This window comes from Marinitoga sp. 1137, from assembly GCF_001941525.1.
In the GTDB taxonomy this organism is placed as follows: Bacteria; Thermotogota; Thermotogae; order Petrotogales; family Petrotogaceae; genus Marinitoga; species Marinitoga piezophila.
Map to the genome: position 1 here is coordinate 131,548 of NZ_CP009471.1, position 26,142 is coordinate 157,689.

A 26,142-nucleotide genomic window follows, 5' to 3' on the forward strand; every position below is an offset into this window, starting at 1 on the left:
GAGGTGAAAAAATGAAAAAAATATTAAAAAATGCATATGTGTTAATGAGTGCAGATGCAGAAATAAAAAAAATGGACATTTTAATTGAAAATGGAATTATAATAGAAATTGAAGAAAATATAGAAAATGAAGACAATACTGTGGAATTAATAGATTTAAAAGATAAACTCATACTTCCTGGATTTATAAATACACATACACATCTTGCAATGAGTTTGTTCAGAGGAATAGGTGATGATTTAACCTTAAAAGAATGGCTGTTTGACGTTATGTTTCCTCGAGAAGAATTATTAACAGATGAACTCACATATTATGGTTCTTTAATATCAACAATGGAAATGTTATCCAAAGGAACAACAACAGTTGTAGATATGTATTTATTTATGAATGGAACAGCAGATGCAGTAAAGGATTTAGGAGTAAGAGCGTATTTAACAAGAGGATTGGGATATGATAATGATGAAGGATGGAAAAGAAGAATAGATGAAACAATAGAGCTTTTTGAAAAATACCATAACAAATATAATATAAAAGTGGGATTTGGACCACATGCTCCATATACATGTCCAATGAATAAACTTGAAGAAATAGCTGAATTAACGGAAAAATACGATACATTTGCTACAATACATTTATATGAGGCTAAACATGAAAGGGATATGTATTCCTTTGAAGATTTAGAAAAAACGGGCTTATTTAAAAATAACGTAATTGCTGCACATTGTGTTCATGTAGATGATAAAGATATGAAAATTCTGGCAAGAAATGAGATTACAGTTGCACATAACCCTTCAAGCAACTTAAAATTAGGTAATGGAATTGCTCCTATAATAAAAATGCTGGAACATGAAATCAATGTAACTCTTGGAACAGATGGGGCAGCAAGTAATAATACTTTAAATCTTTGGGAAGAAATGAGATTAGCAGCATTACTACAAAAATCATATGGTCCTGAAAAGTTTAAAACAGAAGAAGCATTAAGAATGGTATGGGAAAATGGAGGATATGCACTAAACGAAAAAATTGGAAGAATAGAAGAAGGTTACAAAGCGGATTTTGCAGTTATTGATATAAATAACATAGAATTCTATCCTGTAGATTTAAATAGATTAAAATCTCATATAGTATATTCAGCACCATCCAATAGAGTCTATGCAACTATGGTAAATGGCGAATGGGTTTATTACAATGGTGAATTTCCAAAATTAAAAGAAAATAATTATTACGAAAAATTTCATGAATTATACACTAATCTCGAAAATAAAATTAAAGAAAAAGAATAAATAAACGTTTATAATATTAGAGAAACGAAAAGATAAAAAAGGAGCAGAGAAGGTGTTATACAATAAATTAAGTGATTACTTAAAAAAAAGATATGGAGAAAGAGTCCAGCGTTTACCTATAAACGCTGGTTTTACCTGTCCAAATAAAACCGGTGTAAGAGGAACTGGTGGATGTATCTACTGTGAAGAAAGTGGGAGCGGGTTTGCAGCATTATCTCCTAAAACACCTATTGCAGAACAGATACAAATAATGATGAAAAGATATGAAGGTAGAGCAAACAAATTTATGGCATATTTTCAATCAAATACAAATACATATGCACCGGCACATGTTTTAAAAAAAATTTATGATTCGGCGTTAATAGATGAAAGAATAATAATTCTTGATATTTCAACACGACCTGATACAGTGCCAGACGATGTTTTGGATTTAATTGCATCGTATAAAGAAAAAATGGATGTTTATATAGAATATGGACTTCAAAGCGTTAATATAAACACATTAAAAATTTTAAATAGAGGCCATTCACTTGCAGAGTTTATAGATGCTGTTAATAGAGCAAAACAAAGAAACCTTGAAGTGATAGTGCATATGATAGTGGATTTGCCCTGGGATAGTGAAGAAGATATTATTGAAGGAGCAAAAATATTATCAGCATTAAAAGTAGATGGTGTAAAATTGCATTCCCTTTATATAACTGAAGATACTGTACTTGGAAAAATGTATAAAAATGGTGAAGTAAAGCCTTTAAGTTTAGAAGAATTTATTAATAGAAATATATTATTTTTAGAATATCTTGATCCAGAAATTGTAATTCATCGTTTAGCAGCTGATCCACCAAGAGAAGGTGTTTTGCATGGGAATTGGGGAATGTCCAAAATTAAAATAATAAATTTACTTGAAAAAGAAATGAAAAATAGAAATACCTATCAGGGAAGATTATTTAATTACTTAAATAGATAATATATTATAAAGTGGGACGATCGGTCGCGTGGCAGCATACTCGCATGCCATGAGGAAAGTCCGGACTCTGAGGGCGGGATGCCGGTTAACTGCCGGGAGGAGTGATCCTCGGAAAGGGCCATAGAAACGAAAACCGCCGAATATGGCAAGGGTGGAAAGGTGAGGTAAGAGCTCACCGGCATCAGGGTAACCTGATGGCCTGGTAACCCCCATCCTGAGCAAGGTCAAATAGGAAGGTTAAGCTTGCCCAGCTTGCCTTTTATGGCGCCTTCCAGGTAGACCGCTTAGATAAATGACCGATAAAACAGAATCCGGCTTACCGTCCCACTTTTTTGTTAGCTAATCGAACTGTAAACTTTTTGTAATTTTTAAGTAAAATAAACGGTATAGAATATATTTGTAATGATTTTAAATTTGTTTTTAGTTATAAAATTATAATCAAGGGGGTATTACTATGGTAAAAAAAGAAATGACAAGAAAATTTTTAGAAGATGCATTTACTGGAGAGTCAAAAGCTCATATGAAGTATACAATTTATGCTGAAGATGCTGAAGCTCAGGGCAAAAAAAATCTTGCGAGATTATGGAGAGCAATTGCATATGCAGAGTTTGTACATGCTCGAAATCATTTTAAAGCATTGGGCTATTTAGGAAGCGTAGGAGATAATTTAGAAGATTCAGCGGCTGGAGAACACTTTGAAATTGAAGAAATGTATCCAGTATATAAAAATGCTTCAGAATTCCAGGAAGAAAAAGAAGCTGTAAGAAGTGCTCATTATGCATTAGAAGCTGAAAAAATACATGAAGAAATTTATAAAGAAGCAAAAAAGCATCTTGAAACCAATGAAGATTTAGAAGATAAAAAGGTTTATGTATGTAAGATTTGTGGATATACAACATTTGATGAAATACCAGAAAAATGTCCAGTTTGTGGTGCAACCTCATCACAATTTGAAGAGTTTTAAGGAGGGAAAAAAATGAAATTAGGAGATGTAATTAAATCAGCAGATTTCAAAAATGAAAAGCATGTACCAGTTATAGATGCACCTGAAAAGGTAAAGGCAGGAGAGACATTTAAAGTTGAGGTACAGGTTGGAAAAGATATAGCTCATCCAAATACAGTGGAACATCATATTGCGTGGATAGATTTATATGTTCATTATGAGGATAATCCAAATACCATTCATCTTGGAAGATTTGAATTTGGTGCAGGAGTAACTGAACCACATGTATTAACACATATAAAATTAGATAAAAAAGGAACTTTAATAGCACATTCATATTGTAACCTCCATGGTTTATGGGAATCAGAAAAGGTTATAGAAGTAGAATAAGGAGCTTTATGCTCCTTATTTTTTTAATATGTTAATATTTATGTAAAAAAAGTATGTTATAATTTTCTCGAAATATAAAAGTGAAAATTTTCTCCTGAGATGAAGGGAGTATTCCTGACATCAAGGGAGGGGAAATAAGGGATACAATATTCCCCTTCCTTGGTGTATAGAAAATACCAAAGGAAGGGGTGTTTTTTTATGGAAAAGAAGATAAGCACATTGTCCATAATAATTTATAACCGTGACTTAGCTTATCAAAAAGTAAGTGATTTATTACACAATTATGGTGAAAAAATTCTTTTGAGAGTGGGTTATCCAATGAAGGAAAAAGGAATAGCGATAATATTTCTTGTGGTGGAAATGACAACAGATGAGCTTGGTGCATTATCTGGAAAATTAGGGCAAATTGATTCTGTAAAGGTTAAAAGTACAACTTTAAAAATTTAAATTATCTGGAGGTGTTTATAATGTTATATATAAAAGATAGAGACAATTTAAAATCCTTTATTCCAGAAGAAAAAATCTTTGAATATTTAGAAACTACAAAAAATCCTGACAAATTTAAAGTTCGTGAAATAATTCAAAAATCACTTAATAAAAATCGATTAGATCCGGAGGAAATGGCAACATTATTAAATGTTGAAGATGAAGAGTTGCTTGAAGAAATATTTGAAGGTGCAAGAGAATTAAAAAGAAGAATATATGGAAATAGAATAGTATTATTTGCACCTTTGTATATTGGAAATGAGTGTATAAACAATTGTCAGTATTGTGGATTTAGAGTAACTAATAAAAATATTGTAAGACGTTCTTTAAGTATTGAAGAAGTGAAAAAAGAAGTAGAAGCTCTTGAAGATAAAGGACATAAACGATTAATAGTAGTTTTTGGTGAACATCCGAAGTATAATGCAAAATTTATGACAGAAACTATTAGAACAATATATAATACAAAAAAAGGAAAAGGTGAAATAAGAAGAGTAAACGTAAATGCAGCTCCACAGACTGTTGAAGATTATAAATTATTTAAAGAGGTTGGAATTGGAACTTTTCAGATATTTCAGGAAACCTATCATAGAGAAACATATAAAAAATATCATATAAGTGGTCCAAAATCCAATTATTTATGGCGATTATATGGTCTTGACAGAGCATTTCAAGCAGGATTAGATGATGTTGGAATTGGTGCATTATTTGGATTATATGATTGGAAATTTGAAGCAATGGGATTATTATATCATACTATACATTTTGAAGAAAGATTTAATGTTGGGCCTCATACAATATCATTTCCTCGAATAGAACCAGCACTTGATACACCAATTGCAGAAAGACCGCCATATGCACTGGATGATAAAAATTTTAAAAAGCTGGTAGCTATTTTAAGATTAGCAGTACCATATACAGGATTAATACTAACAGCAAGAGAACCTGTGGAAATAAGAAATGAAGTATTAAAGTTTGGAGTTTCCCAAATAGATGGTGGTTCAAGTATAGGCGTAGGAAGTTATTCTGAAACCGATGAAGAAAAGATAAAGAAAAGTCAATTCCTGCTTGGAGATAATAGAACATTAGATCAAATTATTGAAGAACTTTGTGAAGAAGGTTACTTGCCTTCATTCTGTACAGGATGCTATAGATTGGGAAGAACAGGAGAACATTTTATGGAATTTGCTATACCGGGATTTGTAAAGAGATTTTGTACTCCTAATGCTGTTTTGACATTTCTTGAATATTTAGAAGACTATGCACCAGAATCAACAAAGAAAATTGGTGCAAAAAGAATAGAAGAAGAAATTAAAAATATGCAAGATTCCCCGTTAAAAAAAGAATTACTTCAAAAAATAGAAAAAATAAAAGCTGGAGAAAGAGATTTATATTTCTAAGGGGTGATTTATATTTCAAAACGGTTTGAAAGATTAATTGAGAAATTAAAAAAAATTCAAAATGATGTTTCTTCAGAAGTAAGTGAAATAATAAACTATTTTTTGAAATACTTCACATTGGATTATGAAAAAATATTATGGATTTTAAGGTTAGAAAACGAAAATAAAAAAGAAGAAATATATAAAGTAGCAGATATAGTAACAAGGACATTGACTACAGACTTTATTACATTAAAAGGAATAATTGAATTTACCAATTATTGTAATAAAAGTTGTAATTATTGTGGAATTAGAGTACAAAATAATTGTATAAAAAGATATAGAATACCAGAAGAAGAAATATTAAAAATAGCAAAAAACGGAGTAAAGATGGGACTAACAACCATTATCTTACAAGGAGGAGAAGATGAGTATTTTTCTGATGAAACATTGGAAAGAATAATATATAAAATTCATCATGAATATAAAACATCTGTTTCCCTTTCAATTGGTGAAAGAAGCAAGGAAGCATATAAAAGATTTAAAGAAGCTGGTGCTTCAAAGGTTTTACTAAAACATGAAACAATAAACAAAAAAATATTTAATGAGATACATCCAGATAAAGATTATGAATATAGAATAGAATTGTTAGATTATCTTGTATACCTGGGATATATTACAGGTTCAGGTAATATAATTGGTCTTCCAGGGCAAACAGAAAAAGACATAGCTGATGACATCATATTTATGAGAGATCATAGAATAAAAATGATTGGCATGGGACCATTTATATCAACGCATAATACGCCATTAGAAGGATATCCAGATGGTTCTGCTGATTTAACGTTAAATGCATATGCAGCAACAAGATTAACAATTCCATATGCATTAATGCCTGCAACAACAGCTTTGGGAACTTTAAAAAGAGATTATCAATTTAAGGCTTTGAGAAGTGGTTGTAATGTAATAATGGTAAACATTACTCCTGATAAATATAGGAAAAATTACAATATATATGATGAAAAAATAAAAGTTGAGTTTTATGAAACTGCGGAAAGAATTCTTGAAGAAGGTTTAAAATTAAGTCCGTATACATATAGAAGGATTTTGGAGGCGAAAAGAAATGGCTACTCCTATGAAAGGATATAGAAAATATATAGCAATTGCTGGTAGAAGAAATGCTGGTAAGTCTACGCTTATTAATGCACTTTTTGATCAAGAAATTGCTATTACGAGCGATATTCCCGGTACCACTACTGATCCTGTATTCAAAACAATGGAATTGCAGCCAATAGGTCCTGTTACTATTATTGATACACCTGGAATAGATGATGAAGGTAAAATAGGAGAATTTAGGGTAAAAAAAGCGTATAAAGCATTATATAAAGCGGACATTGGATTAATAGTAACAAATGATAAAGTTAGCAAATATGAAAAAAAACTTATTGAGATATTTAAAGATTTAAAAATTCCATTTATCGTTGTAATAAACAAAAAGGATATAATAAAAAATATAATAGAAATAGAAAATAGTTATAAACAATACACAAAAAATGTAATTTCAATTTCAGCATTAAAAAAAGAAGGGATTGAAGATTTAAAAGAATTAATAGCGAAAGTATTACCGAAAGAAGAGGAAATACCTTTAATAGCAGATTTAATAGAACCAGGACAATTAATAGTTTTAGTTGTTCCCATAGATCTTGGCGCACCAAAAGGACGCTTAATAATGCCACAGGTTACAGCCATTAGAGAAATTCTTGATCGTGAAGCAATAGCTATAGTAACAAAAGAAAGAGAATTAAAACATACCTTAGAAAATTTGCAAAGGAAACCTGATCTTGTAGTTACAGATTCTCAAAGTGTAATGAAAGTTGTTTCGAATATAGATAGCGATATTCCTCTTACAACATTTTCCATTTTAGAAGCTCGTCATAAAGGAGATCTTGAAATATTATCAAAAAGCGTGGAAGCCATTGAAAAATTAAAAGATGGAGATACTGTGATAATAATGGAAGGTTGTTCTCATAGACCACTTACAGAGGATATAGGAAGAGTGAAAATTCCACGTTGGCTTACAAATCATCTTGGTATAAATATAAATTTTGAATTTATTGCTGGAACAGAATTTCCTGAATATGAAAAAGTTAAAAATGCAAAGCTTATTATTCATTGTGGAGGTTGTACATTAACGAGAAAAGCAATGTTAAGACGTATAAATATTGCCACTATGTATAATATACCAATAGTAAATTATGGTGTATTAATTTCATATTTACATGGAGCAATAGATAGAGCGTTGGAAATATTCCCCGAAATATCAAGAAATAAACATAAAGGATATGAATCATTGTTATTGGATTAATATGAGGTGGTCAAATGCGTGTTGAAAGAGATTTTATTGGCGAGTTGGAAATACCTGATAATGTTTATTATGGTATACACACAGCAAGAGCATTAAAAAATTTTCCACTTACAGGTGAAAAATACAATGAGAATTTTATCTGGGGTTTTTTCATGATAAAAAAAGCCGCTGCAATTTTAAATTATGAACTTGGATATTTAGAAAAAGATATTGCAAAGGCAATTGTAAAAGCCTGCGATGAATGGAAAAACCTTAAAAATTATATAGTTGTTGAACCTCTATCCGGAGGAGCTGGAACATCTATTAATATGAATTTTAATGAAGTAATTGCTAATCGAGCAACAGAGATATTAAATGGAAAAAAGGGAGAATATATAGTAAATCCATTGAATCATGTAAATCTACATCAATCAACCAATGATGTGTTTCCAACAGCAGGGAAAATAGCTATAATTAAAGAATTGAGAGAAGTTGTAAGTAATGTAATAAAATTACAGGATATAATTCAAAATAAAGAAAAAGAGTTTATGAAAATAAAAAAAATAGGGAGAACTCAATTAATGGATGCTGTACCAATAATGCTTGGACAGGAATTTGGTGCATGGGCTGATGCATTGAGTAGAGACAGGTGGCGATTGTACAAAGTTGAAGAGAGAATAAGAAGTGTCAACATTGGAGGAACCGCAATAGGAACAGGAATAGCGGCACCAAAAGAGTATGTTTTAAAAATAGTAAATGTAGTAAGAGAAATAACAAAAATAGGAATTGCAAAAGCGGAAAACCTTATTGACGCCACTCAAAATTGGGATGTATTTTCGGAAATTAGTGGATTATTAAAATCATTAGCTGTAAATTTAATAAAAATATCAAATGATATAAGAATATTGGGATCAGGAAGATCAGGGTATAACGAATTAATTTTACCCAAAATTCAAGCTGGAAGCTCAATAATGCCAGGTAAAGTTAATCCAGTAATTCCAGAATATGTAATTCAATTATCACTAAGCGTTATCTCGTTTGACAACCTCATTACAACAGCAACTTATAATGGTAATCTTGAATTAAACCACCTTGCTCCTTTAATAATTCATTATACATTGAAGTCAATGGAATATCTTAATAATTCTCTTACAGCTTTGAAAGGATATATAGAACTAATAGAAGCCAATGAAAAGCAATGTCAGAAAAATTTGATTAATTCATATACCTTTATTACTCCATTAATAGAATTATTTGGATATGAAATAGTATCAGAAGCACTTGAAAAAAACGATTATGAAGTTGAAAACGTCATTAAATACCTCTCTGAAAAATACAACAAAAATATTAAAGAACTAAAAAAAATGATAAATCCAGAAAAAATGACAGGGCTTGGATACAACCTAAAATGATATATAAAATTATTTCTTTTGAAATAAAAAGAAATAATAATTTAAAAAAGAATTTATATAATTTATTAGCAGAAAGATGAACTTTTTGAAAATCAGGGAGGTATTAAAATGCAGGTATCATTAGATCAATTAATAAACATCATTATGGCAAGACTTGAAGCTATTGAAATGTCAATGGAAGATTTAAAATTTAGAACAAATATTGCTTTAAGGGTATTATACAAAAATGAAATCTTAACAGAGGAAAACTTAGTAGAAGCAATTAAAGATGAATTTAAGGCACACACAGAATTAGAAGGTAAAAATGTAGAGCTTCCAGATGACAAAGCAAAAGAAATGTCAAATGACATATTAAACTGGGTAAAAAATGATTTAGAAGAAATGAAAAAGAAAATGCAGGAATATGAAGAACAATTAAAGAGTTTAATGCAGCAAGAAGCTATGAATACACCAGATATTAGTGTTGCACCAGCAGACTTGCTTAATCAGCTTGATCAGATGAAAAAAGCACCAAAAGGTGGAAATAATGGAGGAATAATTTTTTAAGAAATAACATCAATCCCCGACATGAAAATGTCGGGGATTTTTTTACAAAATAGTGGTATAATTATATATGTATTATATATATAATTACAAGGAGATGATAATATGGGTAATGTATTTGGTCCAGTACCTTCGAGAAGATTGGGAAATTCTCTTGGAATAAATTTAACACCATTAAAAACCTGCAATTATGCATGTATCTATTGTCAATTAGGAAAAACGACAAACTTTACAAATCAAAGGAAAGAATATATAAAAACCGAAGAAATTATCAAAGAACTTAAATATGCAATAGAAAATACAGAATTGCCAATTGACTATATTACCTTTATTGGCGATGGAGAACCAACATTGCATTCTGGTTTAGGTGAAATAATAAAATGGATAAAGGAACAACATAAAGAGAAATTTAAAATAGCTGTAGTAACAAATGGATTTTTGATGTATGATGAAAAAGTAAGAGAAGAATTAAAACTTGCTGACCTTATTTTGCCGAGTATTGATGCCCCGGATGAAAAAAAATTTAAGTTAATAAATAGGCCTATTGAAAATATTTCATATAAAAAAATTATTGAAGGATTAAGGATATTTGCAAAAGAGTATACAGGAAAAATATGGATAGAAATAATGTTAATGAAAGAAATAAACGATAGCAGAAAAGATATAGATAAATTAGCTGAAATAATAGGTTCTATTAATCCATTGCCGGAAAGGGTATATATAAATACACCTGTTAGACCACCGGTTGAAAAATGGGTGAAAATACCTTCTGAAGAAGCAATAAAATATGCTCAATCTGTAATACCAAATGCATACTCAATTGCATATAGGGAAGATGGCGATTTTGATGTAAGTAGATATAACAATTCATTAGATGCAATATTAGATATTACAGAAAAACATCCTTTGAGATATGAACAAGCAGAAAAAATAATAAATCATTTTAAGGATAAAAAAGAAAAGGTATTTCAGGAATTAGAAAAAAGTATAAAAATAGTAGAATATGATGGATATAAATATTTATTAAAAAAATTGAAAAAATAGTCTAAGTAACAATGAAAAAAATTTCATACAAAAAATGAGAATTTTTAATTTATTTAAACATAATCATTAAAATTTGAGATTTATGGTATAATATAACTGATAATTCAGCATAAAGAATAATAGAGTGACAAAGGAGGTTATTATGGCTAAAAAAATCAGAGGACTTGGTGGAAGAAGCTTAAAATCATCAGGTGGAAAGAAAAACGATTTAATGAAATTAATGCAGGAAGCTCAAAAAACTCAGGAATTAATGGAACAAGAACTTAAAAATTTTGAAAATGAATTAGCTATAAAGGAATTTGAAGCAACAAGTGGTGGAGGAGTTGTAAAAGTAATAGTTACTGGAGATTTAAGGGTAAAAGATATTGAAATATCAGAAGAATTAGCAGATGAAGAATTTGAAATTATAAAAGATATGATTATTGCTGCTACAAATGAAGCTATTGATAAAGCAAAACAATTTAAAGAAGAAGAAACAGAAAAAATTACTCAAAAATACATCGGTGGATTAAATTTAGGAATGTAATTAACATTAATTAAATATAATCAACTTCAAAAATTTATAATTGCAAAATATAAATTTTAAAAATAAGGGATATAATGATATTAGAGAAAAAAATAACAAAGTAAATTCACATTACATATCAGGAGGTGTTTATTAATGGCTATTAAGATTGCTATTAACGGTTTTGGGAGAATTGGGAGAGTTGTATTTAGAGAAATGATGAAAAGGGATAATTTTGAAGTTGTTGCTATCAACGATTTAACAGATCCAAAAACATTAGCTCACTTATTAAAATACGATAGTGTACATGGAAAATTTGACGGTACAGTAGAAGTTGTAGAAGATGGATTTGTAGTAAATGGTAAAAAAATAAAGGTATTTGCTGAAAAGAATCCTGCAAACTTACCTTGGGGAGATTTAGGAGTAGATATTGTTATTGAATCAACAGGTGTATTTAGAAGCAAAGAAAAAGCTATGCCACACATTGAAGCAGGTGCAAAAAAGGTTATAATCACTGCACCAGCAAAAGGTGAAGTTGATTTAACAGTTGTTTTAGGTGTAAACGATGAATTATTAAAGAAAGAACATGTTGTAGTTTCAAACGCATCATGTACAACAAACTCAATTGCACCAGTAATTAAAGTATTAAACGATAAATTTGGTGTAAAAACAGGATTATTAACAACTGTACATTCATTTACAAATGACCAGAGAGTATTAGACTTACCACATAGCGATTTAAGAAGGGCAAGAGCAGCTGCAGTTAATATTATTCCAACAACAACAGGTGCTGCAAAAGCTGTTGGGGTAGTTATTCCTGAATTAAAAGGTAAATTAGATGGTATTGCAATGAGAGTTCCAACACCAGATGGATCAATTACAGACTTAACAGTTGTTGTTGAAAAAGCTACAACTGCAGAAGAAGTAAATGCTGTTATGAAAGAAGCAGCAGAAACATATTTAAAAGGCATTTTAGGATACAATGAAGATATGATTGTTTCTTCAGATATAATCGGAACAACATTCTCAGGAATCTTTGATGCAACATTAACAAAGGTTATGGACGGCACATTAGTTAAAGTTGCTTCATGGTATGACAACGAATACGGTTACTCAACAAGAGTTGTAGATTTAGCAGAAAGAATGGCAGAATTAATATAATATAAGTTTAATAGGGGGACTTTAATTAGTCCCCTTTACTGATTATACACAAGGGAGGGAGAATAAATGGATAAAATGACAATTAAAGATATTGAATTAAAAGGTAAAAAGGTTATTATGAGAGTTGATTTTAACGTTCCAATGAAAGATGGAGTAATTACAAACGATAAAAGAATAAAAGCTGCATTGCCAACAATAAAACATGCTTTAAATGAAGGTGCAAAAGTGATATTATTATCACATTTAGGAAGACCAAAGGGAGAACCAAAACCAGAATTCTCATTAAAACCAGTAGCAGAAAGATTGGCAGAATTATTAGGCCAGGAAGTAAAATTTGTTCCAGAAGTAGTAGGAGACGAAGTTAAAAAAGCTGTTGATGAATTAAAAGAAGGTGAAGTATTAGTTCTTGAAAATACAAGATATATGAAAGGCGAAACAAAAAATGATCCTGAACTTGCAAAACAATGGGCAGAATTAGCAGATATTCATGTTAATGATGCATTTGGAACAGCACATAGAGCACATGCTTCAAATGTTGGAATTGCACAATATATACCAAGTGTAGCAGGATTCTTAATGGAAAAAGAAATAAAATTCCTTTCAAAAGCTACAGCTAATCCTGAAAAGCCATATGTAGTGATACTTGGCGGAGCTAAAGTTTCAGATAAAATAGGCGTTATTACAAACTTACTTGAAGTTGCAGATAAAATATTAATTGGTGGAGCTATGATGTTTACATTCCTCAAGGCATTAGGTAAAGAAATAGGTTCATCAAAATTTGAAGAAGATAAAGTTGACTTAGCAAAAGAATTATTGGAAAAAGCAAATGAAAAAGGTGTAGAATTAGTATTGCCAGTTGATGCAGTTATTGCACAGAAATTAGAAGCTGGTGTTGAAAAGAAAGTAGTAAAAATTGAAGACGGCATTGAAGATGGCTGGATGGGACTTGACATTGGACCTGAAAGCATAGAATTATTCAAGTCAAAATTAGCTGGAGCAAAAACTGTTGTATGGAATGGACCAATGGGTGTATTTGAAATAGATGATTTTGCAACAGGAACAAAAGAAGTTGCAAATATGGTTGCTGAAATCACAGATGAAGGTGCAATAACAATTATTGGTGGTGGAGACAGTGCAGCAGCCATAGAAAAATTCGGTCTTGAAAGAAAGGTTTCACATGTTTCAACAGGTGGAGGAGCTTCATTGGAATTCCTCGAAGGAAAAGAATTACCAGGTATAGCAAGTATTGCATCTAAAAAAAAAATAAATAAAAGAAAATATATTCTTGCTGGAAACTGGAAAATGAATAAAACAAATCTTGAAGCAGCAGAATTCATTTCCAAATTAACAGCAAAAATAGGCAAGGAAAAGAAATTTGAAGTTGTAATAGCTCCAACATTCCTTGCATTAGAAAAGGCTGTGGATTTAACAGCAAGCACAAATATAAATGTTGCAGCTCAAAATATGCACTTTGAAGATAAAGGTGCATTTACTGGAGAAGTATCAGCTGACATGTTAAAGTCATTAGGTGTAAACTATGTAATTCTTGGACATTCAGAAAGAAGAAATATTTTTGGTGAAACAGATGAAATAATAAACAAAAAAATCAAGAAAGCTCTTGAAAAAGATTTAACACCTATATTCTGTATTGGCGAAAAATTAGAAGAAAGAGAAAAAGACTTAACTTTTAATGTAATAGAAAAACAGGTTAAAGAAGGATTATATGGAATAGAAAAAGAAGATGTCAAAAAAATAGTTATTGCATATGAACCAGTATGGGCAATTGGAACTGGAAAAGTAGCAACACCAGAACAGGCTGAAGAAGTTCATGCATATATAAGAAAATTATTAAGCGAAATGTTTGATGAAGATGTTGCAGAATCAGTAACAATATTATATGGAGGTAGTGTAAAACCAGAAAATTACTTTGGATTATTTACAAAACCAAATATCGATGGTGGTCTTGTTGGAGGCGCATCATTAAAAGAATCATTTATAGACTTAGCAGATATTATGAGAACAATAATAGCTTAATAGTAGTATAACAAAATCCCCGTGTTATTCACGGGGATTTTGTTATAAAAACCTCTCAATAATCTCATCAATCAAAACTCTTTCATCATCTTCAAAAGAGTAATAACCAAGAGCAACACGTTTTTGACCGAGACCATATTTAATTGCAAAATCGCGAACCTTTCCTTTTGGATAAGGAGTAATGGGCCATTTAATATCGTATCGAACGCAATTTCTTAAAAACACATCAAAAACTTTCATTCCTCATCACTGAGCTTAAAATAATTAAAAACAAATTCCTTAAAGTTCTTTGTTTTCTTAAAAAGCTCAGTGATGAGTTTTTTTCTTGCTAAATAAAATGGTGAAATATTATATTCCGCATTTTCAACATCTTCAGAATTCAATAATCTTCTTTCAGCTTTCTTCAAATACTTTTTTAACCTCCAAATTACAAAAAGTTAAAAATATTTTTACTAATCTTTTTTGAAAGTAAGAAACTTTAAAATCACCATTCTCTTGTAACATAATAAAGAATTAAGAAAAAGACAAAATAATGAATATAAAAGTATTTTAAAAAACGAAATAAAATCCCGGATTTTTCGATGTTACACGAGTTAATTAAAATGTAATAAAAATCAACTTCTAAAATACTGATAAAAAGCGGATTTTTATTTTAAAAAAAACACTTGAAAGTCATGTTAGAAATAGTAAAATCAATAATGGAGGTGGAAAATATGAAAAAATCACTATATTAATACTTTTAGGAATAATAATATTTTCAACAATAATATTTGCAGAAGATAATGATTAAGTATTTAATATATAAATGGATAAACAATAATTTAATTATATATAATACATTCATTTAAGGAAGTGAAAAAGTATGAACAAAAATTTTAAGTTATATATATTCGGAAGATTAATTTCCAATCTTGGGGATACTATACAGGTTATAGGTTTTCCGTTGTTATTGTTGGATATTACACAATCGGCAACAATACTTGGACTAGCAACAATATTTATTATGGTTTTTGAAATAATAATAAGACCATTTTTAGGAGTTATAGCTGATAATTATAATAGAAAAAAAATAATGGTAGGAATGGACTTTATTAGTGGTATTTTATGTTTAACTATGGCATATCTTATAGCCAATAACATTATAAGTATATGGTCGATATTTATATATTTGATTGTACAATCTATTGTGAGTACATTATTTGATACATCAACTTATGCAATGTTGCCAGAACTTGTAGAAAATCAATATCTTGAAAAAGCAAACTCATATCTTTTGATAGTTTCAAATATTTCTTCATTGTCAGGTCCTCCAATAGGTGCTTTATTATATAGCATATATGGAATTAAGATACTATTGCTCATTAATGGAATAACTTTTTTACTTTCAGGAATAAGTGAGTTATATATTGAATATGATTATAATATGGAAAATAAGAAAAAATTATCAGAAATATCCTTTTACGATGAAATAAAAGATGGAATAAAATATTTAAAAAGAAAAAAAGAGTTAAAGCATCTATTGAATATAATTATCTATTATTCTGCATGGATGATACCAATATTTGCAGTATTTATACCTGTAATAATAAAAAGAGATGGAGGATTTTCTGCAACATATGTTGGATTAGCAGAAACTGCTATGACAGTTGGTTCTTTAGCAGGTGCATCGCTAATAACCTTTATAATGGTAAATGACAAAAAAACATTATATTTTAAATTATCAAATATTATAATGAATATAGCGGTTCTATTTTTAGGAATAATAATATTTTGGAATTATTCAAATGAAATTATCAAATTTTTATCAATAGCAACAATGCTATTTTTATTTAATATAGCTCTTGTAATTACCAATGTAATAATAAATTCGAAATTTCAAATGAGTATAGATAATGAAATAAGAGGTAGAATAGGATCATTAAAAATGGTAATAATGCAAATAGTAACAATAGTAGGAATATATATAGGAGGAAAAATAATAGATAAAATCCACAGTGGATATTATTTAATATTTTTAGGAATAACAGGGATATTGATAACGGTGTTTTATATAATTCCATATTTTAGTGAAAATGAAAATTAATATATAATATTATAGAAATAAAGATAAAAATTTCTCAAATTATATAATATTAATAAACAGGAGTGAAAAAAATGATAAAATTTGAAAATGTTGTAAAAGAATATAAATTAAAAAAAGACAAGGTAGTAACAGCACTTAAAGGAATTTCATTTGAAATAGAAAAGGGAGATATCTGTTTTTATCTCGGGCCAAATGGAGCTGGGAAATCAACAACAATAAAATTATTGCTTGGAATATTAAAACCAGATGATTGTAAATGGTAAAATAAAATGGTCCTTTCCAGAGTTACTTGACATTTGCATAACATAAATAACCAATTAATTGAAATATTATTGGAGGTAAATTTTAATGCTGAAAGTAAAAAATTTGCAGAAAAGTTAAGTAAATTCATTAGTAATGGTTTTTATATATAAAAGCCGGCTTTTGAGCCGGCTTTATTAATTATTAATAGCTTTTTGCGTTATTTGAAAGTCTAAAAGTTTCTGTTCTATCATTATCATTTATAATGTGAAGATATCTATCTTTAGCCTCTTTGGCTTTTTTCTTTAGGATAGAAGGTAAATCGGAATTTTCAAATTCTTCTTTTAATAATTCCATTAATGGTTCTTCAAAATAATAGCCATCTTCTAACTCTTCATCAAAGACAATATAATTTAAATGTTCGTCTGTAATTTTTTCCGGGAAAGCGCTTTTTAAAAAATTGAGTGTATATTTTGCGAAAACATCTACGACATCTTGAGGTCTTTTTGCTTTGTTAAGCATTTCATGATATTCCCTCTTTGTTTCTTCATAAAACTTTACGTATGACTTCATCAAATCCCCCCTTGTGATTATGTAGTCATTAAATATGACTTATAAAAGGGGATAAAAGTTCTTAATAAAGTCTATTATAAAAATAATTAAGAATACTCATTACATATATTCCAGCTGTTTCAAATCTCATAGTAGTTTTTCCGAGATTAACCTTTATAATGTTATTTGAAACATTTTCCAGTTCATCATTTGAAAATCCCATATCAGGACCAAGTATAACAGAAATCTTTTTATTTTTTTTAAAATATTCTAATGAAAGTGCTTCATTTAATGATAAAGAAGATTTTAAATCCAGTAATATAGCATTTTCTAACTTGTTTATCTTTTTAAAGTCAGTAAATGAAATCTCAGGAAATTTTGGATTTTCAGATTGTTTAGAACTTTCTATTATTACTTTTTTAAATTTTTCCAGATTTTTAAATGTTAATTGAGATTTTTTACCGTGGAATATATGTATTCTATTTACTCTTAATTCAACGAGTTTTTCAATTAAAATTTTCATTCTATCGAATTTACTGGCACCAATGTAAAAATCAATTTCTGGTTTATATTCTTTATTGTAATTTTGTATATTTAAAACTCTGCATTTTGTTTGATTTTTTGAGATTTTTTCTACTATGCATGTATAAATATTTCCTGTGCCATCATATACGGTGATTTCTTCGCCGATATTTATTCTCACTATTTTAAGATGAGCAGTTTCATTTTTATCAAGTATAATTGAATTTTCATCAGAAAGAATACCATAAAAGGCATTGGGCATTAGCCTATAACCTCCAGGCCATTCATATATGGAACCAATACTTCAGGAACCTTTATTCTTCCATCTGGTAACTGATAATTTTCCATAATAGCCACTAAAGTTCTTCCAATAGCTAATCCTGAACCATTTAATGTATGAACATATGCCATTTTGTTATTTTTCATTCTATAACGTGTATTTCCTCTTCTTGCCTGGAAATCTTTTACATTACTACATGAAGAGATTTCTTTGTATGCATTATAACTTGGAAGCCATACTTCTAAATCATATGTTTTTGCTGCTGCAAATCCTAAATCACCTGTACATAAGGTAATTACTCTATATGGTAATTTCAATAATTGTAATATTTTTTCAGCATGTGAAGTTAATTCTTCAAGGGCTTCTTCGGATTTTTCTGGTTCTGAGTACCAGAATAATTCAACTTTATCAAATTGATGTTGCCTGATCATTCCTCTAACGTCTTTACCATAACTTCCTGCTTCTCTTCTATAACATGGTGTATATGCAACATATTTTAAAGGGAGTTCTTTAAAGCTTAAAATCTCATTTTGATGCATTCCAGCAAGAGCAACTTCTGCTGTTGGAATTAAGAATAAATCGTCATCTTTTGTATTGTATGCATCTTCCTCGAATTTTGGCAATTGGCCTGTTCCAAGCATTGTATCTCGTTTTACAAGATGTGGTGGAACAATTTCAGTGTAACCGTGTTGCTGTGTATGGACATCAAGCATAAAGTTGATTAAAGCTCTATTTAATCTTGCAAGTTGAGACTTTATAATTGAAAATCTTGAACCACTTAATTTTGAAGCTCTTTCAAAATCAAGCATTTTTAAATCAGGACCTAAATCCCAATGTGCTTTTGGTTTAAAGTCAAATGTTGTAGGGGTTCCCCATTTTCTTATCTCGACATTATCTTTTTCATCTTTTCCCACGGGAACACTTTCGTCAGGAATATTAGGAATGTATAGTAATTTTATATGTATTTTATCTTCAATTTCATTCATTTTTGATTCAAGTTCTTTGATTTTATCAGCAATTCTTTTGGATTTTTTTGATAATTCTTCAAATTCTTCCATTTTTCCTTCTGCTTTTAATTTAGCAAGTTGTTTAGAATATGTATTTCTTTCAGCTCTTAAAGCTTCAACTTCTCTTTGATATTCACGTTTTTCTTCATCTAATTCTCTTATACGATTGATTAAATCGGTTTCATGATTTCTCTTTTCTAAAGCTTCAATGATAATTTCAGGACTTCTTCTTATTAATTTTATATCTATCATTTATTTTCCTCCTCTTCTTTTTCATTATCATTTTTTATTTCAAGAGTTAATTGTACTCTTTGTGCAGATATTTCGTTTTTATCTGTTTTAAAGGTAGCTTTTGATGTTTTCATATTTATCTTTTTTACATCATTTTTTATTGTTACATTATCCTTTAATACAAGAATTTTTGTATTTTCATCGTATTCAAAACTTTTTGCGAAAATTACATAATCATCTTTTAAAATTTTTACTAAACCATCATCACTTTTCATATTTCCAGAATATGTTTTATCTTTATTATTAAATTCAATTTTATCACAAAAAATATATATAATTTTATTGTCTTCTTTTAATTTTATTGTAGTTTCAACATCGCCTGAAAGAGTACCTATATCCTTTTTTAAATCATATTTTAAAAGATTAGAAGTTGCTTCCATAGTATCTGTTTTAATAAAAATATCACCTGAAGATTCGAGGTTTCGCCATTCTTCATTTACTAAAGTTACGGTAGCGAGGTCTGTTAATACTTCTAAATCATTTTTAATAACCTTTACATCATTTTTTAGTACATAAAAATCATCTCCACCATTAACGGTTATTGCACTTACATGAATAGTATCAGCAAGTGCAATGGAAAATAAAAGAACACTGATTAATAAAAACAACCATTTTTTCATTTGTTTCCCTCCAATTTATCGCTAATCCATTTGTCAGCTAATCTTTTTGCGTACATATAAGTTTTTGCATTTAAAGCAGAGAATTCTACTTTTTGAGGGCAGATTACATCTTTATCTTTAGTAATTATACCAAATAATTCCTTTTTTCTCAAAAAGAACGAATAAAGTAATATTTCAGCACCATTTCTTGGTTTTGGTAATTTTATTGAACATTCATAAGAGGTTATTATGTCATAATTTTCTATATTTAATGGCGATAGTGAAATTTCTGCACTGGGTATTAAAAATTTGTCATTATATTCATAGTATTTGAAATATGGAGGTGAAGATAATGAGGCTACTAATGCATCAACAAATAATTCTTCTCTTTGAAAATAATATATTGTATTATCTTTTATATCATATGCTTCGATTAGAAAAAAATCTCCTAAATCTGATAATTTTGTATTTCCAAAATATGCTTTTAATTCTTTAGTGAGTTCTGTATGTGATTCGAACTCAAATTGCTTTTTTTTGTTTAATTTTAATAACGCAGTTGCTTGATTATATAAATTTTCATATATTCTGTCTTTAAACACAAACTTATTTAAAATTTTTGTATTTTCAATGAATTCAATCATTTTTCCAAAAAAATTTCTTTTATATTTCGAAATAAAGAACGGCATTAAAACGCTTATACCGGATAATTTTAAGAATGGATTTAATTTTTTTTCATAAAAAGAAGAAACAACTCCAGCATTCCAGTACAATCCGTATTTAAAATCACCAGAAGCAATTTTAATTTGCGACATTTATTTCACCACTCTTTTGTTGGGCTAGTTTGGCCTTTGCCTCGTTGTAAATTTCCTCGTATTTATCAAACTCATACCATGAATATTGTGATTCAAATATATATGGTTCATCAGCATCTGAAAGTTTTAAATCTGTAACTAAATCTATACTCAATGATGAAATATAATTTATATAATTAAATCCACTACTTAAACTTTTATTCGTAGAAGGAATATGTGAAGCTACAACATAATTCGCTCCCATTTTTCTGCAAAGTTGTATTGGGACTTCTTCAAGCACTCCGCCATCTAATAATTCCATTCCCCCTAATAATGTAGGTGTAAAAGCACCAGGAACATTTGAAGATGCCATAATGGCATCTAATAGATATCCTTCTGTGATTTCTTCTGTTTTTTCTTCTTCAATATTTAGAGCAACAACACCAAAAGGTATCTTACAATCAGAAAATTTTTTCTTATAAAACAAAGGTTTTAACATTCTAAATAGAACTTCATTTTTCATAATTCCCATGGAGGAAAGCAATTTTGTAAATCCAGAAATTTTTGAATCAAGACTTTTTTTCATAGATTTTATTTCAGTATCAAAATTTTTTAATGAATAAGAAAGTTTTTTATATACTGAATTTATATCTGGTTCTAAAGCATATAATCCACCTATTAATGAACCAGCACTACACCCAGTTATTACAACTGGGTGCGTTTCATATTTATTTTCAAGATATTCAATTAATGCTATATGTGCCATTCCCCTTATTCCGCCGCTTCCAAGCGCTAATCCGTATTCTTTTTTCATTAGAACCCTCCTAATAGGATATAAACTGCAATTCCGCCTACTACACCACCTATTAATGCATATATTACGTTAGACATTAAATTTTGTGAATGTAATTGTTCTTCAAGGTTTTGAAGACGTCTATTTAAAGCATCATTAGACATTTCGCTCTTTTTCATTTCAAGAATTTCATTTTCCAGCTGATTATTTTTAGTTTTTAAAGCAGTTATATCATCTTCTATTTTATAGATTTTATCGCCAAGATAAGAAGAATCAACAGACATGTTTACTTTATTTTCTAAGTTGTTTAATCTTGTTACTATAGCTTCTAATGATTTCATGTTTTCCTTAATTAAATCATCTTTTATTTGCATATAAATATAATTTTTTATGTCGTCAGATTTTTTCATTAATTCCTGTGAAACCATATCATCTATTATATTTATTAAAGCATCTTGATTGTTTGAAGGAAGATTTTCAAGTGTATAGATGGATTTTTCTAATGATTTTAATCTGTTTTCTAATGTATCGATTTTTGTTGATTTTTTATCGAAATCGCTTTTTAATTCAAAAAGTGTTTTTGAATTCGCAATAACCTCATTTTGTAATTTTTGTGTTGGTGGTTGTATTGCCAATGACTGAACAATATTATTTAAATTTCTTACCTGTTCTGATAATTCAGAGACTAATTTTAAATCAGCATTGATTTTCTGAATATCCTGATAATTTTTATTGCTCAATTCCTCAATATTATTTATTTTTGGTAAAGCTTCAGCAATTTGTTTTAAAAGTTCAGAGGAGTCTTTAACGCCACTTGCCTTTACTGCTTCTCTGAAAGCATCGAGATCTTTTGACATATTCAAAACTTGAGCTGTTAAATTAGAAACAGCATAATCATTTGTGTTAATTCTTGATTCAATCTGGTCAAGACGTGTGAATAAATTTGAAAGGCTTTCATTTTCTTTACCAAAAGCAGCACCTTCAAGTAACCCTATTCTCTGATCGAAATTTTGTAATTGTTTACTAAATTTATCAATTTCATCTGCCGCATTTTCAAGACGTTCTATATTGGATACTCTATTTTCCAATACAGCAATTCTATCGATAATTTCTGAAGGAACAGTTCCACCATTTCCAGATTTTAAAGAACTCATATTTTTTTGAATATCTAAGATTCTATTATCAATATTATTAAGTCTATTAGTTGTATCAGTTAAAATAGCGGAATAAGAATTTACAGCTTTTTCAAGTTCTTCAACTTTTATTTGTAAGGACTGTAAAGAATTTACTTTCATATCAATATCTCTTAATTTTTTATATAACAACGTATCATTTGAAAGAGTTGCTGAATTTGAAATGTTTACTCCAGAAGTTTCAAGTTTTGTTATTTTATCGTTTAATATTTTAATTTGATTATCAAGTTCTGGAATTTTTGAAGTAAGCTCCATTAAAGGTTTTACTTCAAAATCAAATTTTTGTTGGATAATATCATCTACATATGTATTTGAAGAGGCAATTTGATTTTTTAATGTATTGATTTCATTCATCAATTGCGTTATTGTGGCTTCATCGGTATTACCCTTCCATCTAATTTGAGAAGAAATTTCATTTGTAATATAAACTTTTAGACCGGTTTTTTCTTTTTCAAATAGTTCATCTATATATGACTTATAATAATTTTTTTCTTTGTTTAAATAATCATCAAGAGTATTAATCATATATTCTTTGGTTTTTGAAAATTCTTCTGCCAGCTGTTCAACGCTTTTTTCAAATTCATCCATTCTGTTGCTAAAAGTAATCATTGTAGCAAGTGTTGTTTCATATAACTGCTTAATTGTTTCTTCTGATTTTTTTTGGGCTATCATAGAAGCGTTTTGAGCTATAGCTTTAAAAATTGGATTATTAGTTTCAGTAGAGTTAATAGATATAGCCTGCTTTAAATAATATACATCTTTACTGAGTTCTGAAACTGTATTTTTTGTATTTTTATAATCAGTATCAAGAGAAAAAATAAAATTTTCAAGAGTGTATACTCTGTCGGGTAATTTTTCGTTTAATAACTTGGATAATGAAGCATCCATAGTTTCAATTTTTAATTTATAATTTTCATCTAAATAATCAAGAAATTTAGAACCAAAAATAGCAAGATCATATCTTGAAACAGATATTGCACCATTAAATTTTCCCTGAGTGTCCGTATCCATAATACCAGCATTTATTACTTTTAGTACATGTGGATAAACAGGAGATGCAGGTTTTACATCAACAAGTTCAGCGAAAATTAAAGTATTTAATAATAAAATAATTAATGCTATAACAAAACTTTTTTTCATATAAAAGCCCCCTTAATACCAATTATCGACGTTAATAAATTTTCCTTCGTCGGTGAAATAAATGTATTTTTCTTTGATTTTTAAATTTCCTTTATATAATGCAATTTTATGGACACCGTATTCCAACCTTAAATTTACTTCTGAACCTGTATATTTTACATCATCAACAAATAAATCATATCCTTTTCTATTGTATATTTTTACGGGTACAAGATTTGCTCTCGAGAAGAAAACAACCTTATGATTATATTGTGAAATAGAAACATCTATATTATATATATTTCCATCAGGAAATTTAAAAGTGATGTTATGTGTTCCAGTTTTTAAAACTTTTCCTATTAGATATCCAGTATTTTCATAATTTCCGTCTATATATATTAAAGCTCTGGAAGATGTTGTAAATAATGAAAGCGCCCCAACATTTTTATCTTCTGTTAAAAATACAGTTTGTGATCTATTTTTTCTAATAGTTGTCATTTTTTTTGCGTTTAAATAATAAATATCAATTTTTTTGGTTTCCTGCATTGTATCTATCAATATTGTTGAAGGAGTAAATGCGAATTTATCACCTATGTAGGTTAAGACTTTATCAATTGAAGATAAAACTTCTATAGATGTATATAATTTTGGATTTAAAACAATTTGTTTTGGATCGTCTTTATGTATAATATATCTAAAAAAGAGATTTTTATCGTTTTTAGATACAATTTCTATAATATGCGGCATCCCATCTAATTCTAATTCCTCAACTTCTTTGCCAATATATTTTCCATCAAGATAAAATTCTAAATTTTTGACATCCTTAAAGAATACAGTTCTGCTATTTTCGTATAATTCGAAAAATAACTGTTTGGATTTTGTTTTTTTATCAAGGTTTATGGTTAGTCTTTTTGAAATATATCCAATTTTAGAAACTACAATATTTAATGTTCCTTCTGGGACTACGAAATTACCAGGTGTATATCCGTATTTTTTATTATTAATAACAACAAGAGCATTTCTTGGTGAAGAGTCCACATATAAATTAATTCCCTTTTTTAATTGAACAGATATATCTTTAACTTTTTCAGTAATATTAATGTTTTTTTCAATAGTGATATAATCTTTACGCTCAAATTTTAGTTTATAGTTTACTCCTTTATTTAAAACTGTAGAATAAGGTGTTTCACCAATCTTTACATTGTTAATATATAATATTGATGTTGGATTGGAAGTTATTTTTATCATGCCTTCAGGTATAAAGGTTAAATATAATTCTCTGGTTTCGAAAGGTTTTAAGTCAATTTGTAATTTTTGAGGTTTATAATTGTCAAAAGTAAAATAAAAATCTTTAATATTAACTGGAACTGTTATCGTATCATGATTATTTACCAGGAATTTTTTATTGTTATATTGTACATAAAATTGCTCAATATTTGATATAATTTTTAATGAGGCAAGAGGAATTAAAGAGACCCTAAGTTCGGTATCAGAAGAAATATCCATGGTTTTGATGTAATCTTCATATCCAAACTTTTTTATAGTAACTGTATGAGTTCCAGATGAAATATCGATGGATTCAAAAGTATTTTTTACAGCTTTAATATACTGACCATCGATATAGATTAAAGCACCTTTTGGAGCAAAAATTTTTAATTGATATGAAAAGGATAATATACTAAAGACAATAAAAAATAAAAGCAGGAATATTTTATTCTTTTTCATTTTCCCTCACCTCATTTATCATTTTATCAAGACACTCGAGACGATCCATAACTTCTTCTGGTTTTTTCATTTTATCTAAAACCTTTTGCATAAATTCAACACGAGCTTTTATAACCTCATCAATAACATTTTTACCTTTTTCTGTTATAGTTATTGTAGTAACTCTTTTATCTCTTTTATCTTTTACTTTTTCTAAATAGCCAGAAGCTTCTAATCTATTAATAAGACCTGTTGTAGTACTTTTAGTAATTCCTAAAATAAGGCTGATATCTGTGACTCTTTTTGGACCTCTGAAATATAAAATTTGGAGTAAATCAAATTGTGCAGGGGAAATATCACTGTTTTTTATAATTTTTCTTCCTTCAACTTTAACTTTGAAACATATATCGCGTATAATTTTTTCGAAGTTTTGAACTCTTGTTTTTTCCATAATGTTCCTCCTATCTTATTTTGTTTTATTAA

Annotated in this window: 27 protein-coding genes and 1 other RNA gene; 17 read left to right on the top strand and 11 right to left on the bottom strand. The window is 28.7% G+C overall.

Annotated elements, in window-relative coordinates:
* Positions 1 to 11: 11 nt before the first annotated feature.
* The 15 genes from LN42_RS00725 (at position 12) to tpiA (ending at position 14,485) form a co-directional block, all read left to right on the top strand.
* A complete protein-coding gene (locus LN42_RS00725; protein WP_075780101.1) occupies positions 12 to 1,283 on the top strand; it encodes an amidohydrolase in 1,272 nt (423 codons plus the stop codon).
* A gap of 52 nt (positions 1,284 to 1,335) precedes the next feature.
* Complete coding sequence (locus LN42_RS00730; protein ID WP_014295629.1) at positions 1,336 to 2,247, top strand: TIGR01212 family radical SAM protein; 912 nt, start codon at positions 1,336 to 1,338, stop codon at positions 2,245 to 2,247.
* 8 nt (positions 2,248 to 2,255) lie between these two features.
* Positions 2,256 to 2,582: RNase P RNA component class A (rnpB, locus tag LN42_RS00735), an RNA gene on the top strand.
* Between the two features lie 119 nt (positions 2,583 to 2,701).
* Positions 2,702 to 3,211: a rubrerythrin family protein gene (locus LN42_RS00740; protein ID WP_075780102.1), complete on the top strand. Its 510-nt coding sequence runs from the start codon at positions 2,702 to 2,704 to the stop codon at positions 3,209 to 3,211.
* A gap of 12 nt (positions 3,212 to 3,223) precedes the next feature.
* Positions 3,224 to 3,580: a class II SORL domain-containing protein gene (locus tag LN42_RS00745; RefSeq protein ID WP_014295631.1), complete on the top strand. Its 357-nt coding sequence runs from the start codon at positions 3,224 to 3,226 to the stop codon at positions 3,578 to 3,580.
* A 198-nt stretch (positions 3,581 to 3,778) separates the two neighbouring features.
* Positions 3,779 to 4,027, top strand: a complete 249-nt coding sequence (locus tag LN42_RS00750) for a TM1266 family iron-only hydrogenase system putative regulator (RefSeq protein WP_014295632.1) — start codon at positions 3,779 to 3,781, stop codon at positions 4,025 to 4,027.
* Positions 4,028 to 4,047: 20 nt separating this feature from the next.
* Positions 4,048 to 5,463, top strand: a complete 1,416-nt coding sequence (gene hydG, locus LN42_RS00755) for a [FeFe] hydrogenase H-cluster radical SAM maturase HydG (protein ID WP_014295633.1) — start codon at positions 4,048 to 4,050, stop codon at positions 5,461 to 5,463.
* A 3-nt stretch (positions 5,464 to 5,466) separates the two neighbouring features.
* Entirely contained in the window at positions 5,467 to 6,591 is a 1,125-nt protein-coding gene (gene hydE / locus LN42_RS00760; protein WP_075780103.1) for a [FeFe] hydrogenase H-cluster radical SAM maturase HydE, read from the top strand.
* Complete coding sequence (hydF, locus tag LN42_RS00765) at positions 6,566 to 7,807, top strand: [FeFe] hydrogenase H-cluster maturation GTPase HydF (RefSeq protein ID WP_075780104.1); 1,242 nt, start codon at positions 6,566 to 6,568, stop codon at positions 7,805 to 7,807. The genes hydE and hydF overlap by 26 nt, the downstream gene beginning before the upstream one ends.
* A 14-nt stretch (positions 7,808 to 7,821) precedes the next feature.
* A complete protein-coding gene (locus LN42_RS00770; protein ID WP_075780105.1) occupies positions 7,822 to 9,198 on the top strand; it encodes an aspartate ammonia-lyase in 1,377 nt (458 codons plus the stop codon).
* Between the two features lie 108 nt (positions 9,199 to 9,306).
* Entirely contained in the window at positions 9,307 to 9,744 is a 438-nt protein-coding gene (locus LN42_RS00775; protein ID WP_075780106.1) for a hypothetical protein, read from the top strand.
* Between the two features lie 102 nt (positions 9,745 to 9,846).
* Positions 9,847 to 10,785, top strand: a complete 939-nt coding sequence (locus tag LN42_RS00780) for a radical SAM protein (protein WP_075780107.1) — start codon at positions 9,847 to 9,849, stop codon at positions 10,783 to 10,785.
* A gap of 142 nt (positions 10,786 to 10,927) precedes the next feature.
* Positions 10,928 to 11,311, top strand: coding sequence for a YbaB/EbfC family nucleoid-associated protein (locus tag LN42_RS00785; protein ID WP_014295639.1), 384 nt, complete (start codon positions 10,928 to 10,930; stop codon positions 11,309 to 11,311).
* A gap of 135 nt (positions 11,312 to 11,446) precedes the next feature.
* Positions 11,447 to 12,451: a type I glyceraldehyde-3-phosphate dehydrogenase gene (gene gap / locus LN42_RS00790; RefSeq protein WP_014295640.1), complete on the top strand. Its 1,005-nt coding sequence runs from the start codon at positions 11,447 to 11,449 to the stop codon at positions 12,449 to 12,451.
* 66 nt (positions 12,452 to 12,517) lie between these two features.
* Positions 12,518 to 14,485 carry a triose-phosphate isomerase gene (gene tpiA / locus LN42_RS00795; protein WP_075780108.1) on the top strand — a complete coding sequence of 656 codons (1,968 nt, stop codon included), beginning with the start codon at positions 12,518 to 12,520 and terminating at the stop codon, positions 14,483 to 14,485.
* A 42-nt stretch (positions 14,486 to 14,527) separates the two neighbouring features.
* Here tpiA and LN42_RS11085 read toward each other — a convergent pair whose 3' ends face one another.
* Both LN42_RS11085 and LN42_RS11090 read right to left on the bottom strand, forming a co-directional pair.
* Positions 14,528 to 14,725, bottom strand: a complete 198-nt coding sequence (locus LN42_RS11085; RefSeq protein WP_232223907.1) for a hypothetical protein — start codon at positions 14,723 to 14,725, stop codon at positions 14,528 to 14,530.
* Positions 14,722 to 14,892, bottom strand: a complete 171-nt coding sequence (locus tag LN42_RS11090; RefSeq protein ID WP_232223910.1) for a hypothetical protein — start codon at positions 14,890 to 14,892, stop codon at positions 14,722 to 14,724. The genes LN42_RS11085 and LN42_RS11090 overlap by 4 nt, the downstream gene beginning before the upstream one ends.
* Positions 14,893 to 15,347: 455 nt before the next feature.
* Here LN42_RS11090 and LN42_RS00805 point away from each other — a divergent pair, with 455 nt between their 5' ends.
* Together LN42_RS00805 and LN42_RS00810 are read left to right on the top strand one after the other, a co-directional pair.
* Positions 15,348 to 16,568, top strand: coding sequence for an MFS transporter (locus tag LN42_RS00805; protein ID WP_075780109.1), 1,221 nt, complete (start codon positions 15,348 to 15,350; stop codon positions 16,566 to 16,568).
* 71 nt (positions 16,569 to 16,639) lie between these two features.
* Positions 16,640 to 16,831 carry an ATP-binding cassette domain-containing protein gene (locus LN42_RS00810; protein WP_075780110.1) on the top strand — a complete coding sequence of 64 codons (192 nt, stop codon included), beginning with the start codon at positions 16,640 to 16,642 and terminating at the stop codon, positions 16,829 to 16,831.
* 181 nt (positions 16,832 to 17,012) lie between these two features.
* Here the strand turns inward: LN42_RS00810 and LN42_RS00815 are convergent, their stop codons facing one another.
* The 9 genes from LN42_RS00815 to LN42_RS00855 all read right to left on the bottom strand — a co-directional run bounded on the left by LN42_RS00815 (position 17,013) and on the right by LN42_RS00855 (position 26,110).
* Positions 17,013 to 17,381, bottom strand: a complete 369-nt coding sequence (locus LN42_RS00815; protein WP_014295648.1) for a hypothetical protein — start codon at positions 17,379 to 17,381, stop codon at positions 17,013 to 17,015.
* 61 nt (positions 17,382 to 17,442) lie between these two features.
* Positions 17,443 to 18,144, bottom strand: coding sequence for a 16S rRNA (uracil(1498)-N(3))-methyltransferase (locus LN42_RS00820; protein ID WP_014295649.1), 702 nt, complete (start codon positions 18,142 to 18,144; stop codon positions 17,443 to 17,445).
* Complete coding sequence (serS, locus tag LN42_RS00825) at positions 18,144 to 19,421, bottom strand: serine--tRNA ligase (protein WP_014295650.1); 1,278 nt, start codon at positions 19,419 to 19,421, stop codon at positions 18,144 to 18,146. Before serS ends, LN42_RS00820 begins: the two co-directional genes overlap by 1 nt.
* Entirely contained in the window at positions 19,418 to 20,080 is a 663-nt protein-coding gene (locus LN42_RS00830; RefSeq protein ID WP_014295651.1) for an LptA/OstA family protein, read from the bottom strand. Before LN42_RS00830 ends, serS begins: the two co-directional genes overlap by 4 nt.
* A complete protein-coding gene (locus LN42_RS00835) occupies positions 20,077 to 20,871 on the bottom strand; it encodes a patatin-like phospholipase family protein (protein WP_014295652.1) in 795 nt (264 codons plus the stop codon). Before LN42_RS00835 ends, LN42_RS00830 begins: the two co-directional genes overlap by 4 nt.
* Positions 20,858 to 21,664, bottom strand: a complete 807-nt coding sequence (locus LN42_RS00840) for a patatin-like phospholipase family protein (protein WP_075780112.1) — start codon at positions 21,662 to 21,664, stop codon at positions 20,858 to 20,860. Before LN42_RS00840 ends, LN42_RS00835 begins: the two co-directional genes overlap by 14 nt.
* Positions 21,664 to 23,976: a hypothetical protein gene (locus LN42_RS00845; protein WP_075780113.1), complete on the bottom strand. Its 2,313-nt coding sequence runs from the start codon at positions 23,974 to 23,976 to the stop codon at positions 21,664 to 21,666. The genes LN42_RS00840 and LN42_RS00845 overlap by 1 nt, the downstream gene beginning before the upstream one ends.
* Positions 23,977 to 23,988: 12 nt before the next feature.
* A complete protein-coding gene (locus tag LN42_RS00850) occupies positions 23,989 to 25,680 on the bottom strand; it encodes a PEGA domain-containing protein (protein WP_014295655.1) in 1,692 nt (563 codons plus the stop codon).
* On the bottom strand, positions 25,667 to 26,110 hold the full coding sequence (locus LN42_RS00855; protein ID WP_014295656.1) for a MarR family winged helix-turn-helix transcriptional regulator: 444 nt from the start codon (positions 26,108 to 26,110) through the stop codon (positions 25,667 to 25,669). Before LN42_RS00855 ends, LN42_RS00850 begins: the two co-directional genes overlap by 14 nt.
* Positions 26,111 to 26,142: the final 32 nt, after the last annotated feature.